Raw genomic sequence first — 17,068 nt, 5'->3', positions numbered from 1 at the left:
TGCGAAAGGAAACGGCTTTTTAACCTTGCTGCATGTGGACGGGCGCTGCCTTTGAGATTGTATGGCCGGGGCGGCGGGTTTAGGCTCCGCTTCATGTTCCAGACTTTTGATACCCCCACCGATCCTTCCGTTGGCCGTCCGCGGCTTCAGGCCCTTCTGGCAGAGCTTGCCCGCCGTGGCCTCGACGGTTTCCTCATCCCCCGCGCCGACGCGCACCAGGGCGAATATGTCCCGCCTTGCGATTGCCGCCTGCAATGGCTGACCGGCTTCGGCGGCTCGGCGGGCGTGGCCGCCGTGCTGGGCGGCAAGGCGGCGATCTTCGTGGACGGCCGCTATACGCTGCAGGTGCGCGAGCAGGTGGATTGCGAGGTTTTTACCCCGCTGCATCTCATCAACGAGCCGCCGCTGAAGTGGATCGAGGCGAATCTTTCCAAGGGCATGAAGCTGGGCTTTGACCCAATGCTGCATACGCTCAACGCAACCCGCCGCCTGCGCGAAGTCTGCGCCAAGGCAGGGGCTGAACTGGTGGCAGTCGAAACGAACCCGGTTGATGCGGTCTGGGAAGACCGTCCCGAGGCGCCGCTGGGCGCGGTTTCTCTCTATCCGTTGGAACTGGCAGGAGAGGCCGTTGCGGACAAAACCGCACGCATCATGGCCTCTGTCGTGGAGCGCGGCGCCGATGCGGTGGTGATCACCCAGCCCGATTCGATTGCCTGGCTTTTCAACATCCGTGGGTCTGATGTGTCCCACACGCCGCTGCCGCTGTCCTTTGCCGTGCTCAAGGCGGCGCAGCGATCCGTGCTCTTCATCGACGGGCGCAAGCTCTCCAACGAGGTCCGCAGCGAGCTTTCGGCCTATGCCGATATTGCCGAGCCGCATCAGTTCCTGCCCGCGCTGGAAAGCCTCGGCAAGGAGGGGCTGACAGTGATGGTGGATCCGGACCTTGCCGGTGAAGCCATCGCCACGAAGATCACGGAGGCCGGCGGCAAGCTGGTGGAGGCCGCCGATCCGGTCCTGCTGCCCAAGGCCATCAAGAATGCAGCGGAGATCGCAGGGGCCAAAGCGGCGCATCTGCGCGATGCGGCGGCCTATTGCCGGTTCCTGTGCTGGCTTGACGAGGAAGCGCCCAAGGGCACGCTGGATGAGATTGGCGCGGCGGAAAAGCTGGAGGCCTTCCGTGCTGAAACGGGCGTGCTGAAGGATATCTCCTTCGACACCATTTCGGGCGCCGGGCCGAACGGGGCGATCTGCCATTACCGGGTGAACCGGGAGAGCAATCTGCCGATCCCGCTGAACCGCCCGTTCCTGATCGATTCCGGCGCCCAGTATGAGGACGGCACCACCGATATCACCCGCACCATCGCGGTGGGGGAGATGACGGCGGAGATGAAGCGCCACTTCACGCTGGTGCTGAAGGGGCATATTGCCATCGCCACGGCCCGTTTCCCGGAGGGCACGACGGGGGCACAGCTTGATACGCTGGCGCGCATCGCCCTGTGGCAGGCGGGCCTTGATTATGACCACGGCACCGGCCACGGGGTGGGGGCGTATCTCTCCGTCCACGAAGGGCCGCAGCGCATTGCCAAGACGGGCAGCCAGCCGCTGAAGCCAGGGATGATCCTCTCCAACGAGCCGGGTTATTATCCGGCCGGGGAATACGGCATCCGCATCGAGAATCTGGAACTGGTGACAGAGGCGCGGGACATTCCCGGTGGCGAGCGGCCCATGCTGGGCTTCGAGCCGCTGACACTGGCGCCCATCGACCGGCGGCTGGTGGATGCGGATCTGCTGACGGTGGCCGAGCGCAACTGGCTCAACACCTACCACGCCCGCGTCCGCCACGAAGTTGGTCCGCACCTCGACGGCAAGACCCGCATCTGGCTTGAAAAGGCGACGGAGCCGGTTTGAGCCGGCTTTGGGGCTTTTACGGGCCTGCCGCCCCTCCCTCGTCGTCCGGCCAAGCAGAGCACGAGCCGGGACCAGTGAGCCGGGGCCGCAGGTTGGTTCAACGGGTCAATAGAGCCGGCAGGCCGGGGCTCACCGGTCCCGGATCTTCGCTTCGCTCTCGTCCGGATGACGAAGGAGAGACCGGGTCTGCGGATGAGGCGGTTCCTCACACATTGATTCAAGCCGCTGAGACGGTGCTGTCCCTGCCTGGTGGCTTGATTCCGGCTTTCCGGTTAATGCACTGAGAAATATGGCCTTTACCGGTGTTCTTCTTCTGCCGCTTTAATCAGAACGGCATTGTAATGTGCCAGTGCATGCACGTGGAACGCCGTGGCGACGGGCACCAGCGGGGCTGAGCGGCGTACCACGGGAAGCCGCGTCTGGCCGGTTTCATCGAATCGTCTCAAGGCCTTGTCGAGGGTTTCGTCCGTGAAGAGCACGGGCATGTCCGGCGTCAGCGGGCCGGTGTCTCCGGTGTCTCTGGGCGCCAGAGGCGTCATGAAGTCATCCACCCGCACTTCCCGCACCAGCATGCGGTGCAGTCCGTCCTTGAGCGGCACGCCGCGCATTTCCAGCTGCCACTGGAAGAAGGAGCGTCCATGCACCGCCTGGGTGATGCCGGTGGCGATGGAAACGCAGAGCAGCAGCGCCATGGACAGGCCGTAGCCGCCGGTCAGCTCAAAGACGATCATGGTCGTCGAGACGGGCGCGCCCAGGACGGAAGCGGCGACCGCGCCCATGCCGAGAATGGCATAGAGCCCGCCGCTGGAGGCCATGTCCGGCACGGCGGCGGCGGCGATGATGCCGAAGGCCCCGCCCGTCATGGCGCCCAGATAGAGCGCAGGCGAGAACACGCCGCCGCCAAAGCGGGAGGCGAGGGTTATTGCGGTTGCCGCCGTCTTGGCCACCAGCAGGGCCAGCAGGAGCGTCAGGGGCAGCTGGTTCTTCAGCGCTTCATCGGTCGCCTCGTAGCCAACGCCCAGCACATGGGGGAACATCAGTGCTATGGCCCCGACCGCCAGCCCGCCCGTGACCGGGCGCAGCCACAGCGGCAGGGGAATGTTGCGTGCCACCCAGTCCGTCCCGGTCAAGGCAAACTGGAACAGGATGGAGACGATGGCGCAGGCAAGCCCCAGAAGCGCGAAGGCGGGAAACTCCCAGTAGGAAGTGATCTGATAGGCGGGAATGTTGAAGGCTGCCACATCACCGAACCACAGCCGGGAGAAGACGGTGCCGGTGACGGCGGCGATGGCGACTGGGGGCAGGGCCGAGAGGGCGTAATGCCCGAGGATCACTTCATGGGCAAAGAGCACGCCCGCGATGGGAGCATTGAACGAGGCGGAAACCGCGCTGGCGACACCGCAGGCCAGCAGCATGCGGCGCGATGAATCCGGCAGGCTGAACAGGCGGCCCAGGCTGGTGGCGATGGTCGCGCCCAGATGCACCATCGGTCCCTCGCGCCCGGCGCTGGCACCCGAGCCGAGCGACAGGGCGGCAATCAGTGCGGAGGACATGCCCGGCCAAAAGTGCAGGCTGCGCCCGGCGCTGGCACGGGCCTCGATCACATCGGCCACGCCGGAGGCCCGCTGCATGGGCTGGACGAAATGCAGGAGCAGCCCCACCACCAGCCCGCCGGCTGCGGGGGCCAGCATCACCACATACCAGGGCACCTGTGCAACGGCCGTCACCACCGCCTCGCTGGAGGTGCCGAGCCAGAGCATCTGGACGAGGCCGATCAGCTCGCGGAAGAAAATGGCCGCCCAGGAGACGATGGCGCCGATGAACAGGGCCAGCACCCAGATGAGCGGTGCCTTGCTATGACGGAAATGCCGGACGTTCAGCCGTAACTCGGCGGCGATGGCCGCGGCTCCGGCCTTGACGGGAATCTTGAGGGGAAACAGCGGGGAGGGGCCTTTGGCCATGGCGTGATGCTCTCCACATCCGGAAACGCAAATGCTGCGGCCGCTGGCCACGCGTGTTCCTTCTTACCGCAATCCCGGTCAGAACTGGATCCGTTTCAACGGCTTTTTGCCGGGAGGAAACAGGTGAGACAACAGAACCGGGATTTGCCCCACAAGACAGCTTTGGGTGGCGGGGCATCTTTGATAGTGTGCGCCAGCACAAGAGGGCTGAAAACCAAGGCCCTCATGACAGGATGAGGAGATGCGCCATGTCTCTGGCGGCCATGCAGGTTCAGGTGAAACGCAACGAGGACGGCATCGCCGCCGTGAAGGCTGCGCTTGCTGCCGGTTTTGGCGAGCGGTGCCTCACCTCCGCAGCCGTTTGCGAGCAGCATGGCCACACCACCACATGGCTGCCGAATCAGGCGCCGGATGTTGTGGTGTTTGCGCAGACGACGGAAGAGGTGGCGGAGATTGTCCGGCTCTGTGCCCAGCACAAGGTGCCGGTCATCCCCTTTGGCACCGGTTCCTCGCTGGAAGGCCACGTGAATGCGCCCGGCGGCGGCGTCTCCATCGATCTCAGCCGTATGAACAGCATTCTGGAAGTGAACGCGGAAGATCTCGACTGCGTGGTGCAGGCCGGCGTGACGCGCTCGCAGCTGAATGCCTATATCCGTGACACGGGCCTGTTCTTCCCCATTGATCCGGGCGCGGATGCCAGCATCGGCGGCATGACGGCAACCCGCGCTTCGGGCACCAATGCGGTGCGCTATGGCACCATGAAGGATGTGGTGCTGGGGCTGACCGTGGTAACGGCGGATGGCCGCATCATCCGCACGGGCGGCCGGGCGCGCAAATCCTCTGCCGGTTATGACCTGACCCGGCTGTTCGTCGGTTCGGAAGGCACGCTGGGCGTGATCACGGAAATCACCCTGCGGCTTTTCGGTCAGCCGGAAGCCATTTCCGGCGGCGTCTGTCCCTTCCCGGATGTGGAATCGGCCTGCAACGCCGTGATCATGACCATCCAGTCCGGCATTCCGGTTGCGCGGATCGAGCTTCTGGACAAGATGCAGGTGCGCGCCTGCAACGCCTATTCCAAGCTGGATCTTGAGGAGACGCCGACGCTGTTCCTCGAATTTCACGGCACGGCTTCGGGCGTGAAGGAACAGGCGGAACTGTTCGAGGCGATTGCGGCGGATTGCGGAGGCGGCACTTTCCGCTGGTCGGCGCAGGCGGAGGAGCGCACAAAGCTCTGGACGGCGCGCCACAACGCCTATTTTGCAGCGCAGGGCCTGCGCCCCGGCTCCAAGGCTGTGTCAACGGATGTCTGCGTGCCGATTTCCCGCCTTGCCGAATGCGTGGCCGAAACCGTGGCCGATATCGAGCGGCGCGGACTGCTGGCACCGATCGTCGGCCATGTGGGCGACGGCAATTTCCACACGCTGGTGCTCGTGGATGTCAACGATCCGAAGGAACTGGCGGAGAGCGAGGCTTTCATCGAGCAGATGAACTGGCGCGCCATCGAGATGGGGGGCACCTGCACCGGCGAGCATGGCGTGGGGCAGGGCAAGATGAAATATCTGAAAAAAGAGCATGGAGACGCACTGGATGTGATGCGTACCCTTAAAATTGCCCTTGATCCGGATAACATCATGAATCCGGGCAAGATCGTGCTCGTGTAACGGCAGGGGCCGCACGCAACAGGCGCCCGAGAACAGGAGAATGACGCTGAATTCGGTCTATATCACGGCGGGTGTGGCTATCATCCTGGCGCTGCTGGCGGCGCTGGTCGGGCCCCTCTTTGTCGACTGGACAGCGTACCGTTCGACCTTCGAGCGTTATGCCGGCGAGGCGCTGGGCCACAAGGTGACGGTGCTGGGCAAGGCCGACATGAGCCTTCTGCCCGCCCCGGCGCTTACCTTCACCGATGTGCGGGTGGGAGATGCGGAAAACCCACTGCTGTCCGTCTCCCGTTTTCAGATGCGCGTCGAACTGCCGTCTCTGCTGAAGGGCGAAATCCGCGTCGTGGAAATGCGGCTGGACCGGCCGCAGGCGAACCTTGCGCTCGATGAGTATGGCCGCCTTGACTGGCTGATGGAGCGCAGCGAGGCCGGCCTTGCCCGGGTGGACCCGAAGAACGTCGCCTTCGACCAGATCGAGGTGAACAACGGCAGTGTGACGCTGTCCGATGCCCGTGACGGCGGCTCGCGCAAGATCGAGAACGTGAATGTGGTGGTGAGCGCCCGCTCGCTCAACGGCCCGTTCAAGGTGGACGGAAGTCTCTCCAGCAATGGCGAGCCCATGTCCCTGCGCCTTGCCACCGGTGAACGCCAGCCCGGCGGCGGCATCCGTGTCAAGGCAGACCTGACCCCGGCGCTGACGCCCGCCCAGCTGAGCGTTGATGCGCTTTTGAGCGACAAGGCCGGTGCGCCGGAGCTTGACGGCCGGTTTACGCTCGCCTCCGTTGCCTCCGATGATCCCTCCATGCAGGAGTGGCGGGTTCAGGGTGACGTGAAGGCCGGCCCGGCTGCAATCACGGTGCCTTCCTTTGAACTTCGCTATGGCCCGGACGAGCGGCATGTAACGCTGACGGGCGAGGGCAATCTTGATCTGGCGGCTTCGCGCCGGTTCCTCATCAAGGCCGGTGCGCGGCAGCTGGATCTGGACCGGATGCTGGGGCAGGGCCCACAGCAGCCTGTGGCCATCCGCACGGCAGGGCAAAGCCTTCTTTCCGGTCTTGCAGCGCTGGCGCCGGACACGCTCAAGGGCGAGGTCTCGCTTGACCTTCCGGCCATTGTGGCTGGCGGCGAGATCATTCAGGGCACGCGTCTGGACCTTGAAACGGCAGCGGGCGGCTGGAAAGTGCTGCGGCTTTCAAGCCGCCTGCCGGGCCGCACGCAGGTGACCACGCAAGGGGACCTGTCCCTGCAAGGCGCGCCGTCCTACAGCGGAACGCTGGTGCTCAATTCTGCCCAGCCGGGCCTGCTGACGGGCTGGCTGCAGGGGCACAACGGGCTTGTCTTCACCGGCCTGCCGGTTGCGCTTGAAGGCAAGCTGGATGCGGGCAGCGGCGGCGTGAGCTTTGCCGTCTCGCGCCTCGATATTGACGGGGCGAAGGCTGCCGGGTCCATCGCCTACACTCATGAACGCAATGGCAAATCCGTGTTCTCGCTCGGCCTTGAGGCAGAAAAGCTGGATCTGGATCTTGTGTCCGGTCTGGCTCCGGCCTTTGGCGCTGATGCGCTGGGCGGGATGCTCGCCGGGGCAGAGATTGACGTGAAGCTTCACGCCCGCGAAGTGTCGATCCGGGGCATCAAGGGCAAGGCCCTGACGGTGGAAGCCGGATATGACGGCGAGCAGCTGAAGATCTCGAAACTTTCCGCCAATGATCTGGCCGGTGCGCGCATCGATGCCTTAGGCACCATCCGGGATCTGACGACCGTTCCCTCGGGCTCGCTCAACGCAACGCTGGAGGCAAGCTCGCTGGCCGGGCTTTATGCCCTCATCGAGAATGCGGCTCCGGATAGTGAACTGACCCGGCGCTTGCAGATCGGCGGTGACTATCTGGTGCCGGCCAAGCTGGACGGGCGTATTGAGGCCAAGCCTTCCGGCCAAGGCAGCGAGATGCGGCTGGTGCTGTCCGGCGAGGTTAACGGCAACAAGATTGGCCTCGACAGCCGCTTCGCCGGGCGGATGGACGCCTGGCGCGATGGCGATGCGGCCTTGACGCTGAACATGTCCGGGCCGGAAGGCGCGCTTCTGCTGCGCCAGCTCGGCTTCGATGTGGCTTCGGAAGAGGGGCTTGGCGCGGCGGAACTGGCGCTGAAACTGAACGGGCAGCCGGGCGACAGCCTTGCCGTCAGCCTTGATGCGAAGGCGGGAACGAGCCGTCTGGAAGCCGTCGGCGACATGGAACTGCCGCGCGATGGCGTGCCGCTGCGCTACACCGCCGGGGTGACGCTGAAGTCGCAGGATCTTTCTCCTGCGGTGCTGATGACCGGTCAGGTGCTGCCAGCTCTGGCGGGGGATCTGACGGCGGACCTGCGGTTTGATCTGCTGGGTGAAGGCGGCAAGCTCACCTTGAGCGACATCAAGGGCGTCATGGCCGGTGTGACCGTGGCCGGACGCCTGACGGGGGATCTGACACCAGCCGCAGGATCGGGCCTTTACCGGATTTCCGGAGCGCTGGACCTTTCGGCCCTCGACGCCCGCCTGTTGTCGGAAGTCATGCTGGGCGCCGATCAATGGGCGCTTGCCGAGGGGAACGGCGTCTGGCCGGGGCAGGCGCTTGGAACGCCCTTTGCCGGGCACATGGATCTTGGTCTCGATCTCAAGGCCGGAAAACTGTGGCTGGATGACCTAACGGCCATTGAGACGGTTTCCGCGAAGCTGCGGATCGTGCCGGACAGCCTGCGGCTGGAGGGGCTTGAGGCCCGCTATGGCGGCGGCAGCTTGAGCGGGCAGGTGGCCCTGACCCGCAATGCGGGCGAGGCGGGCTTCTCCGGAACGCTGCAACTGACCGGCGCGCAGGCCGAAAACCTTGTCTGGCAGCGCTCTGGCCGGGCCGTGGCAACCGGCACGCTGGATGTGAATGCGCAGTTTGAAACGAGCGGCCGGTCCATTGCTGCCCTGGCCGCCGGGCTCAGCGGCGGTGGTACGGTGGCTCTGAAGGATGGTGAGCTGCGGGCGCTGAACCCGGAAGCTTTCAGCCTCATCATCCGCGCAGCCGACTCCGGCCTGCAGCTGGAAGAAGACAAGGTCCGCAGCCTGTTTATCAGCCAGCTGGATGCGGGCACGCTGCCTTTCGCGTCTCTCGAAGGCTCCCTGTCGATGGCGGCCGGCCGGGTCAGCCTGCGCAATCTCAGAGCTGAAGGAACCGCGGCGGCTCTGCTTGGCTCCGGCCAGATCAATCTCAATGACTGGACGGTGCAGGCCGACCTTTCGCTGAAAGCCGATGCGGGCGAGGATGCGGTTGCCGGGGCCGAACCGCAGGCAGCCGTGATCTTTTCCGGCCCTCTGGGCAACCCGGAACGGCGGATCGACACTGGTCCGCTGATGGCCTTTCTCACCTTGCGCGCCTTCGAGAAGGAAGTAGAGCGGGTGGAGCGCCTGCAGGCCGATATCCTCGACCGTGACCGGCTGGCCCGCGAGATGAAATATTTCCGCGAGGCGGAAGAGCAGCATCGGACGGCCGAAAAGGCCGCAGCCGAGAAGGCGGCTGCAGAAAAAGCGGCCGCGGAAAAGGCGGCTGCGGAAAAAGCCGCGGCCGGGAACGCATCAGAACGCCAACCTGAAAAGGCCCCTGAATCCGTTCCTGCTCCCGATCAGCGCGGAAATGCACAGAGTACAGCGCCCTCGCGCAGTGAGCGCGCCCAGACGGGGCCGAAGCCCGCCAATGGGGATGCTATCGGCGACCTGCTGACCTTCGAAGAAAAGATCCAGTCTGCCATTGGAAACGCCGGACGCAGCGGTGCCGCAGGCCGTGATCCGGAGGCGGCCGGAAGCGTCGCCCCCTTGCCGCCGCTGGAGCCCGCGAAGGAAATTCCCGCTGCCCCGCGTGTGCAGGGTCAGCGCTCCGATGCAGGCGCCGGAGGGCCGGCTGACAGCATCCCGGCCAACAAGCCGGCACAACCGGTGCTGGTCACCATGCCCAGCGGTCTCGTTGTCACCTATCCGGCACCCGGCAACTGACACCTCCGGGTAAGAGCGCTGCATCTTGAGAGACCCCAACCCATTCGTTATGCCATGGCTCGGCCATGGCATCCATTCCGTGGCGGTCGTTGCGGAAACAGATGCAAATTGCCGGAACTCCCGCTGCGGATGTGCGCTGGAACGGCATGGATGTCATGATCAGTCATGGCAGGGCGGAGGAATGACGGCGCAAGAAGGGTTTCTCAATCGGCACCCAGGCTTGCGGCGTTCCGTCACCCTTGCTCCGGCACAGCCCTGAGGGCTCTCAGCACGAACACTCTGGCGGCAGAGGACAGGGGCTGATCTGGTGCGCGCCCGGCATCGATCATGCCAATGAGCGCGGCGAGGGAGAGGGAGCGGTCTGCGGCGATCCGGTCGAGTTCGGCCCAGAAATCGGGCTCAAGCGCCAGGCTGGTGCGGTGCCCCTTGAGGCTGAGGGAGCGCTTGACGAAGGTCACGCCTGACCATCCCGGTCCGGATCTTCGGTTTTATCAAAAGAGGCCTTGCGCTCCAGCTGATGGGCGTCCAGCGTCTGCTGCGCCTTGCTGTCGAGCGCGTCCTTGAGCTTGCGCTCCGCCTTGGTGCGGCCGTGGAGGCGGCGGTTGGTTTCGGCCTCGCTCTCCCGTGCCTTCCGGTCGCGGGCCTTGCGCGCCCGCCGCAGGTTGATGATGTCGGCGCCCATGCCTCAGCCTCCCCCCTGATACCTGATCCAACAGGGAGGCCCGGACCCTGTGACCGGATCCTCCGCAGATCTGAATCTTACGGCTTCTTGCGGAAGGCATCCAGCGAGACGACTTCACCGCCTTCGGCCGGCTTTTCGTCCTTGGAGCCCTCTTCCGCTGCGTCCGTCTTGGCGGCCTTTTCAGGCTTCTCGGCTTTGCTGGCGCTTGCCGCCGTCTTGCGTGTGGCCGGCTTGACGTTCTTGTCCTCAAGGGACTTGGCAGCGGCAGCTTCCAGATTGGCAAGTTCGCCGACGGCTTCCACCAGATCGTCCGGAATGGGTTCTGCGGTCTTGCCCGGCTCGAACTCCAGCGCGAACTGGACAGAGGGGTCAAAGAAGCCCTTGATGGCGCTGAAGGGGATCAGCAGCTTCTCCGGAATTCCGCCGAAGGACAGGCCCACTTCAAAGGCGTGTTCGCCGATGGCCAGATCCCAGAACTGATGCTGGAGAACGATGGTCATCTCGGTCGGATACCGCTCCTTCAGGCGCGAGGAAATCCGCACGCCGGGAGCATTGGTGTCGAAGGCGATGTAGAAATGGTGCTCGCCGGGAAGGCCCGTCCGGGCAACTTCGGCAAGGATCTTCTTCACCGCCGCCCGCAGGGCGTCCTGCACGATGATGTCATAACGGAGCAGGTCTTCTGCCATTCTTTATTGTCCGCCGGAATCAAATCAATTTCGGGCACCTTGACCCTTTGCCGGTCAAAAGAAAAGCCCCTCGCGTCACATACCGCCCTGTTGAAAGGCTCGTAATCCCGGCTTTTCGCAGACCCGTCCTCCACGCCGCTTCCGCTCCGGATGCCGGAAAGGGCGCATGCGGGGAATAATGGGCATGCTGCGGCGCTGTGGCAAGAGCATGACGCAGGGGCAATGCCTTGGAGGAGCTGAAAAACAGCGGAAATCTCTGGATTGCTTTGGGAGTTCAAGTGGAGGCTTCTGTTGCCAGGTGCCTCCGAACCCCGCCTGACAGTGCTACCCGTCAGGGCTTTAGGTGGACAACCCGCACCGCATTACGCGGCGAGAGCGACGTCCTGAGCATAGTTGTCGTTTGCAACTACAGATTTGGTCCGATATCGGCGGTACCATGCCGAGCGAAAGAGCAGTCTTTACACCCTCGTCGATCCTATTTCGCCCCCGCCGAAACCCACCTCTGGGGTGGGCTTGGGTGGAGGCGCCGGGTACCGCCCCCGGGTCCGATAGGCTTATTACACAGTCAATTTATCGCCATAGCCGGTGAACCGGCAGGTGGAATATAGGCATTTCGCTTGCCGATTGAAAGGGGGCAGGGCGCCTGTGGATGGAGTGGCTGTCAGGAGCCGCGCGCCGGCAATGAATCCTTGCGCCCAAGCCCACAGCGGGCCAGAACAGGCAGACAGCCGGAACAGGACAGCGGACGGGCAACCACGTGCAGCAATATCACGATCTGATGCAGCGCATTCTGGATGAGGGCATCGACCGGGGCGACCGGACGGGCACCGGGACGCGCTCGGTTTTCGGCCACCAGATGCGCTTCAATCTGGAAGAGGGCTTCCCGCTCGTCACGACGAAGAAACTGCATCTGAAGTCGATCATCCACGAGCTTCTGTGGTTCCTCGCCGGTGACACCAACATCGGCTATCTGAAGGCCAATGGCGTCAGCATCTGGGATGAGTGGGCTGATGAAAATGGCGACCTGGGGCCTGTCTATGGGGCGCAGTGGCGCTCCTGGCCTGCGCCCGATGGCCGGTCCATCGATCAGATTGCCAATGTGCTGGCGATGATCCGCAAGAACCCGGAATCGCGCCGCCTGATCGTCTCTGCCTGGAACCCGGCGCTGGTGGACGAGATGGCCCTGCCGCCGTGCCACACCATGTTCCAGTTCTATGTGGCGGACGGACGGCTGTCCTGCCAGCTGTACCAGCGTTCGGCGGATGTGTTCCTCGGCGTACCGTTCAACATCGCCTCCTATGCGCTGCTGACCATGATGGTGGCGCAGGTCTGCGGACTGAAGCCGGGCGATTTTGTCCACACGCTGGGGGATGCGCATCTTTACGCCAATCACTTCGATCAGGCGCGTGAGCAGCTGGGCCGCGAGTTCCGTCCTTTGCCGGTAATGGTGCTCAACCCGGACGTGACCGATCTTTTTGCCTTCCGCTATGAGGATTTCCAGCTGTCGGGCTATGATCCGCATCCCGCGATCAAGGCACCGATTGCCGTTTGACCGGACGGCGGTTCGACCACGTTTCGCCTGACACCCAAAAGGAGACGCCATGGGCCGTCCTTGCCAGTTTCTGCCTGCCTCCCTGCTCGGCCTCGTCCTGATGGCGGGCACTGCCATGGCAGAACCGCTTGTTATCGCCCATCGCGGCGCCTCCGGCTATCTGCCGGAACATACGCTGGCCGCCAAGGCGCTGGCCGTGGGCATGGGGGCGGATTACATCGAACAGGATGTGGTGCTGACGAAGGATGGCGTGCCCATCGTGCTGCATGACATCACGCTGGATGCTACGACGGATGTAGCGGAGGTGTTTGCGGGCCGGGCGCGGGCTGATGGCCTGCATTATGTCATCGACTTCACCCTTGAGGAAATCCGCCAGCTGCAGGTGCTGGAACGGGCCGGGCGCACCGGCGGCCTCGCCTTTCCCGGCCGTTTTCCCCGGGTGAAAATGGGCCTGACGGTGCCAACCCTGGAAGAAGAGATCGTTTTCCTGAAGGGCCTTTCGCAGACAAGCGGCCGGGAGTTCGGCATTTATCCGGAGCTGAAGTCTCCTGCCTTCCACCGGGGCGAAGGCCAGGATCTCGCCAAGGCGGTGATTGCCGTGCTGGAGGCGCATGATCTCGCCGGGGCCGATGCCAAGGTCTATCTCCAGTCCTTTGATTTCAATGAGATCCGCCGAGTCCGGCAGGAGCTTGGCTACAAGGGCAAGCTGGTGCAACTGCTGGGGGAGAACAGCTGGAACATGGTGCCGGGCACGGATTACGACTGGCTGAAGACGCCGGAAGGGCTGGCAGCCATTGCCGAAGTGGCGGACGGGATCGGGCCATCGCTGACGCAGGTTCTGACGGATGAAAACAAGGACGGCGTGGCCGAGGTGACGCCGCTGGTACGCGATGCCAAGGCCTTTGGCCTTGCGGTTCATCCCTATACCCTGCGCGCCGACCGCCTGCCGCCCTTTGCGGCGAGCTTTGACGAGCTGGTGCGCCTGACGGTGACGGAGGCCGGGGCGGATGGGTTCTTCACCGATCAGCCGGATCTCGGCCTCAAGGCGCTGGGGCGGTGAACTCATGATCAAAGCAGGCGGAAAAATGCTGGAAACGGTGATTGTCTCGGCGGTGGCCGAGAACGGAGTGATCGGCGCGGACAATGCCATGCCCTGGCGTCTGCCGTCTGATCTGAAGCACTTCAAGGCGCTGACGCTGGGCAAGCCGGTGGTGATGGGCCGCAAGACGTTTGAAAGCCTTGGGAAGCCGCTGCCGGGACGCCCGCATGTGGTGATTTCCCGGCAGGCGGTCGACCTGCCGGAAGGCGTGCATCTGGTGCAGAGCCTTGAAGCGGCGCTGGAACTTGCCGGCAAGCTGGCGGCAGAGAGCGGGGCGGAAGACGTGATGATCATCGGCGGCGGCCAGATCTATGCGCAGGCGATGGCCCATGCGGACCGGCTGGAGCTGACCCGCGTTCACGCCACGCCGGAGGGGGATACGGTGTTCCCGGCATTCAGCTCCGGCCAGTGGGAGCTGGTGGCAGAGCGGGCCGCAGAGCGCAGTGAAAAGGACAGCGCGAATGTTACCTTCCAGACGTACCGCAGGAGGACCGCAGCATGACGGCGGCACGGGAGGTGCCGGCGGGCTGGTCCTGCCGCTGGTTTCCGTTCGACGAATTGCCGCTCGCGGCGCTCTACGAGGTGCTGAAGCTGCGCGTTGACGTGTTCGTGGTGGAGCAGAACTGCCCCTATCGGGAGATCGACGGCCGCGACCCCGAGGCACTTCACTATCTTTTGAAGGACGGTGAGGGACGTCTTGCCGCTTATCTGCGCGCCTTTGCGCCTTCTGCGGAAGAGCCCTTTGTACGCCTGGGGCGGATTGTCGTGGCCCCGCATGCCAGGGGGCTGCGGCTGGGCGATCATCTGATGCAGGCAGGGCTTGCCTGGGCCTGGGATCTGTATCCGCAAGCGGACGTGGAACTTTCTGCCCAGGCGCATCTGCAGCGCTTCTATGGCAGTCACGGGTTTGAGCCCACCGGCGAAATCTATCTGGAAGATGGAATCCCGCATGTGGATATGCGCCGCCCTGCCGCGCCCGCGGCGTAACCTTGGGCGTCGCAAAGCCTTGAAAATCCGGGTCATGGAACCCATGTCCCAGATGATAAACCCTGAATCCGGCTGAGTTTGGGAGGCCCCGGAGGCTGCGCGTTGTCAGCGGCCGCTAACCTTCCTATAACCCCCAGCAGGTCAGATACAACAAGTTCAACCAGGGGACAGGAAACCTGCCCCCCGAAGAAGGATGTCTTGATGCCTTGGAGCAACCAGAGCGGTGGCGGTGGCGGCTGGAAGGGGGGCGGCGGAAACGGCGGTCCCTGGGGCGGCGGTGGCGGCAATAACGGCGGACCGTGGGGGGGCGGCCCCAATCGCAGTGGTGGCGGCAATCCCCCAGATCTTGAAGAACTGCTGCGCCGGACGCAGGACCGGATGAAGACGGTTCTGCCGGGCGGCGGCGGCAACTTCGGCGTCAAGGGCATCCTGCTGGCAGGCGTTGTGCTCATCGGCGGCTGGATGCTGACGGGCTTCTACAGCGTGGCGCCGGATCAGGTGGGCGTGGAACTGGTGCTGGGCAAGGTCTCGGGCCAGACCCAGCCGGGCCTCAACTACAACTGGCCCTATCCGGTCGGTGAGGTCTACAAGCCGGAAGTCCTGCGCCTGCAGGAAATGACGATCGGCATGCAGGAACGCATCTCCGGCGGCACGGTGCGCACGGTGGACGTGCCGGAAGAAAGCCTGATGCTGACCGGCGATGAAAACATCGTCGATGCCGACTTCAAGGTGCAGTGGCGCATCAAGACGACGACCGAGGGTGTGGCCAACTATCTGTTCAACATCCAGGATCCCGAAGGCACCGTAAAGGCGGTTGCCGAAAGCGCCATGCGTGAAGTGGTTGGCGCCTCGGACATCGACGCCATCCTCACGGAGAACCGCGCCCCGATTCAGGTTGCCGTTCAGAACCTGATGCAGACGACGCTTGATAACTATCAGGCGGGTATCGACATCGTCAGCGTCCAGATGCAGAAGGTTGACCCGCCGCAGCAGGTCATCGATGCCTTCCGCGATGTTCAGGCCGCCCGTGCTGACCAGGAGCGCATCCAGAACGAAGCACAGACCTATGCCAACCGCATCGTGCCGGAAGCGCGCGGTGAAGCGGCCCGTGTCATTGAAGCAGCGAACGCTTACCGCGATCAGGTCATCGCCGAGGCGACCGGTCAGGCCCAGCGTTTCACCAAGATCTATGAAGAGTACCGCAAGGCGCCGGATGTGACGCGTGAACGCCTCTATCTGGAAACGATGGAGCGGGTGCTTGGCAGCAATGCCAAGATCGTCATCGACCAGAAGGCGGGCGAGGGCATGGTACCTTACCTGCCGCTCAACGATCTCTTGGGCCGCGGAACCAGCCAGCCGCAGCAGCCGGCAGCGCGTAATGGCGGGGGACAGCAGTAATGAAGAACGGTGTTCTCGGTTTTCTCGGGGTCATCATCGCACTCGCGCTGACTGTCCTCTATCTCTCCATCTACATCGTCAACCCGGCGCAGCAGGCGCTTGTTCTTCAGTTCGGCAAGGTGGTGTCCGCCACCCAGCAGCCGGGCCTGCATTTCAAGATCCCGCTGGTCCAGAACGTGGTCTACATCGACCGGCGCATCCTGGACTTCAACATGCCGCCGCTGGAAGCCATTGCCTCGGACAAGAAGCGTCTGGTAGTGGATGCGTTTGCCCGTTACCGCATTTCCGATCCGGTCCGGTTCTATCAGCGCGTCAACAACATCAACGCCGCCAACCAGCGCCTTTCGACGCTGCTGCAGGGCGCGCTGCGCGACGAACTCGGCCGTTCGACCTTCACGGCCGTGGTGCGTGACAACCGCTCGCAGATCATGACCCGCATCCGCACGCTCGTGTCGGCTGCAACGGCTGATCTTGGCCTTGAGGTGGTGGATGTGAAGATCCGCCGTGCTGATCTTCCGGAAGCCAACAGCCAGGCCGTGTTCTCGCGCATGCAGACCGAGCGTGAGCGCGAGGCGACTGAGATCCGTGCTCAGGGTGAAGAGCAGGGCCGCCGCATCCGTTCGCGTGCCGACCGAGATGCAACGGTCCTGATCGCCGAGGCACGCCGCGATGCAGAAATCCTGCGCGGTGATGGTGACGCGGAGCGCGGCCGTATTTTTGCTGAGGCCTTCAGCGAGGATCCGTCCTTCTTCGCCTTCTACCGCTCCATGCAGGCGTATGAAGCAGGCCTGAAGACCGGTCAGACGAGCTTCGTTCTGTCGCCCGACTCCAGCTTCTTCCGGTATTTCAATGATCCGGCCGGGGCTGCAGCAGCAACGGCTGCACCTGTGCAGATGCCGCTCCAGGCACCGGCCGCCGGTGCTGCACCTGCGGGGCAATGAGCGATCTGATAACAGCCATAGCCTTGGCGCTGGCGCTGGAAGGAACCATCTATGCGCTGGCGCCAGGGCGCATGAAAGCGATGCTGCGCAGCGTGCTCGATATGGATGACAGTGTGTTGCGCGGCGTTGGTCTTGCCGCATTGGCTGCCGGTGTCTTCATCATCTGGCTGGTTCGTGGCTGACG

General features: G+C 64.0%; 14 protein-coding genes and 1 other RNA gene. 10 read left to right on the top strand and 5 right to left on the bottom strand.

Annotated features, from left to right (window positions below):
- The first annotated feature begins 93 nt into the window (after positions 1–93).
- Entirely contained in the window at positions 94–1,908 is a 1,815-nt protein-coding gene (locus tag ASC48_RS00930; RefSeq protein ID WP_055453957.1) for an aminopeptidase P family protein, read from the top strand.
- 296 nt (positions 1,909–2,204) lie between these two features.
- Here ASC48_RS00930 and ASC48_RS00925 read toward each other — a convergent pair whose 3' ends face one another.
- Positions 2,205–3,869 (bottom strand): chloride channel protein, encoded by a 1,665-nt coding sequence (locus ASC48_RS00925; RefSeq protein ID WP_055453956.1) that lies wholly within the window; start codon positions 3,867–3,869, stop codon positions 2,205–2,207.
- A gap of 248 nt (positions 3,870–4,117) precedes the next feature.
- Between ASC48_RS00925 and ASC48_RS00920 the strand changes: the two genes are divergently transcribed.
- Both ASC48_RS00920 and ASC48_RS00915 read left to right on the top strand, forming a co-directional pair.
- Entirely contained in the window at positions 4,118–5,530 is a 1,413-nt protein-coding gene (locus ASC48_RS00920) for an FAD-binding oxidoreductase (protein ID WP_055453955.1), read from the top strand.
- A gap of 40 nt (positions 5,531–5,570) precedes the next feature.
- Positions 5,571–9,539, top strand: a complete 3,969-nt coding sequence (locus tag ASC48_RS00915; RefSeq protein ID WP_055453954.1) for an AsmA family protein — start codon at positions 5,571–5,573, stop codon at positions 9,537–9,539.
- A gap of 233 nt (positions 9,540–9,772) precedes the next feature.
- Here the strand turns inward: ASC48_RS00915 and ASC48_RS00910 are convergent, their stop codons facing one another.
- The 4 genes from ASC48_RS00910 to ssrA all read right to left on the bottom strand — a co-directional run bounded on the left by ASC48_RS00910 (position 9,773) and on the right by ssrA (position 11,541).
- A complete protein-coding gene (locus ASC48_RS00910; RefSeq protein ID WP_055453953.1) occupies positions 9,773–9,997 on the bottom strand; it encodes a ribbon-helix-helix domain-containing protein in 225 nt (74 codons plus the stop codon).
- Positions 9,994–10,221, bottom strand: coding sequence for a DUF4169 family protein (locus ASC48_RS00905; RefSeq protein WP_055453952.1), 228 nt, complete (start codon positions 10,219–10,221; stop codon positions 9,994–9,996). The genes ASC48_RS00910 and ASC48_RS00905 overlap by 4 nt, the downstream gene beginning before the upstream one ends.
- A gap of 77 nt (positions 10,222–10,298) precedes the next feature.
- Positions 10,299–10,907, bottom strand: coding sequence for an SspB family protein (locus tag ASC48_RS00900; protein WP_055453951.1), 609 nt, complete (start codon positions 10,905–10,907; stop codon positions 10,299–10,301).
- 277 nt (positions 10,908–11,184) lie between these two features.
- Positions 11,185–11,541: a transfer-messenger RNA gene (ssrA, locus tag ASC48_RS19230) on the bottom strand.
- A gap of 123 nt (positions 11,542–11,664) precedes the next feature.
- Here ssrA and ASC48_RS00895 point away from each other — a divergent pair.
- The 7 genes from ASC48_RS00895 (at position 11,665) to ASC48_RS00865 (ending at position 17,066) form a co-directional block, all read left to right on the top strand.
- On the top strand, positions 11,665–12,459 hold the full coding sequence (locus ASC48_RS00895; protein WP_055453950.1) for a thymidylate synthase: 795 nt from the start codon (positions 11,665–11,667) through the stop codon (positions 12,457–12,459).
- Positions 12,460–12,508: 49 nt separating this feature from the next.
- Positions 12,509–13,519 carry a glycerophosphodiester phosphodiesterase gene (gene glpQ, locus ASC48_RS00890; protein WP_055453949.1) on the top strand — a complete coding sequence of 337 codons (1,011 nt, stop codon included), beginning with the start codon at positions 12,509–12,511 and terminating at the stop codon, positions 13,517–13,519.
- 4 nt (positions 13,520–13,523) lie between these two features.
- A complete protein-coding gene (locus ASC48_RS00885; protein ID WP_141658838.1) occupies positions 13,524–14,060 on the top strand; it encodes a dihydrofolate reductase in 537 nt (178 codons plus the stop codon).
- Entirely contained in the window at positions 14,057–14,545 is a 489-nt protein-coding gene (locus ASC48_RS00880) for a GNAT family N-acetyltransferase (RefSeq protein ID WP_082439928.1), read from the top strand. Before ASC48_RS00885 ends, ASC48_RS00880 begins: the two co-directional genes overlap by 4 nt.
- A 201-nt stretch (positions 14,546–14,746) precedes the next feature.
- Complete coding sequence (gene hflK, locus ASC48_RS00875) at positions 14,747–15,943, top strand: FtsH protease activity modulator HflK (RefSeq protein WP_055453948.1); 1,197 nt, start codon at positions 14,747–14,749, stop codon at positions 15,941–15,943.
- Positions 15,943–16,884 carry a protease modulator HflC gene (hflC, locus tag ASC48_RS00870; RefSeq protein WP_055453947.1) on the top strand — a complete coding sequence of 314 codons (942 nt, stop codon included), beginning with the start codon at positions 15,943–15,945 and terminating at the stop codon, positions 16,882–16,884. The genes hflK and hflC overlap by 1 nt, the downstream gene beginning before the upstream one ends.
- Entirely contained in the window at positions 16,881–17,066 is a 186-nt protein-coding gene (locus tag ASC48_RS00865) for a DUF2065 domain-containing protein (RefSeq protein ID WP_055453946.1), read from the top strand. The genes hflC and ASC48_RS00865 overlap by 4 nt, the downstream gene beginning before the upstream one ends.
- Positions 17,067–17,068: the final 2 nt, after the last annotated feature.

Source organism: Pannonibacter indicus (assembly GCF_001418225.1).
Classification (GTDB): Bacteria; Pseudomonadota; Alphaproteobacteria; order Rhizobiales; family Stappiaceae; genus Pannonibacter; species Pannonibacter indicus.
The sequence above is the reverse complement of the archived record's forward strand: the minus strand, read 5'-3'. Positions and strand labels throughout refer to the sequence as shown.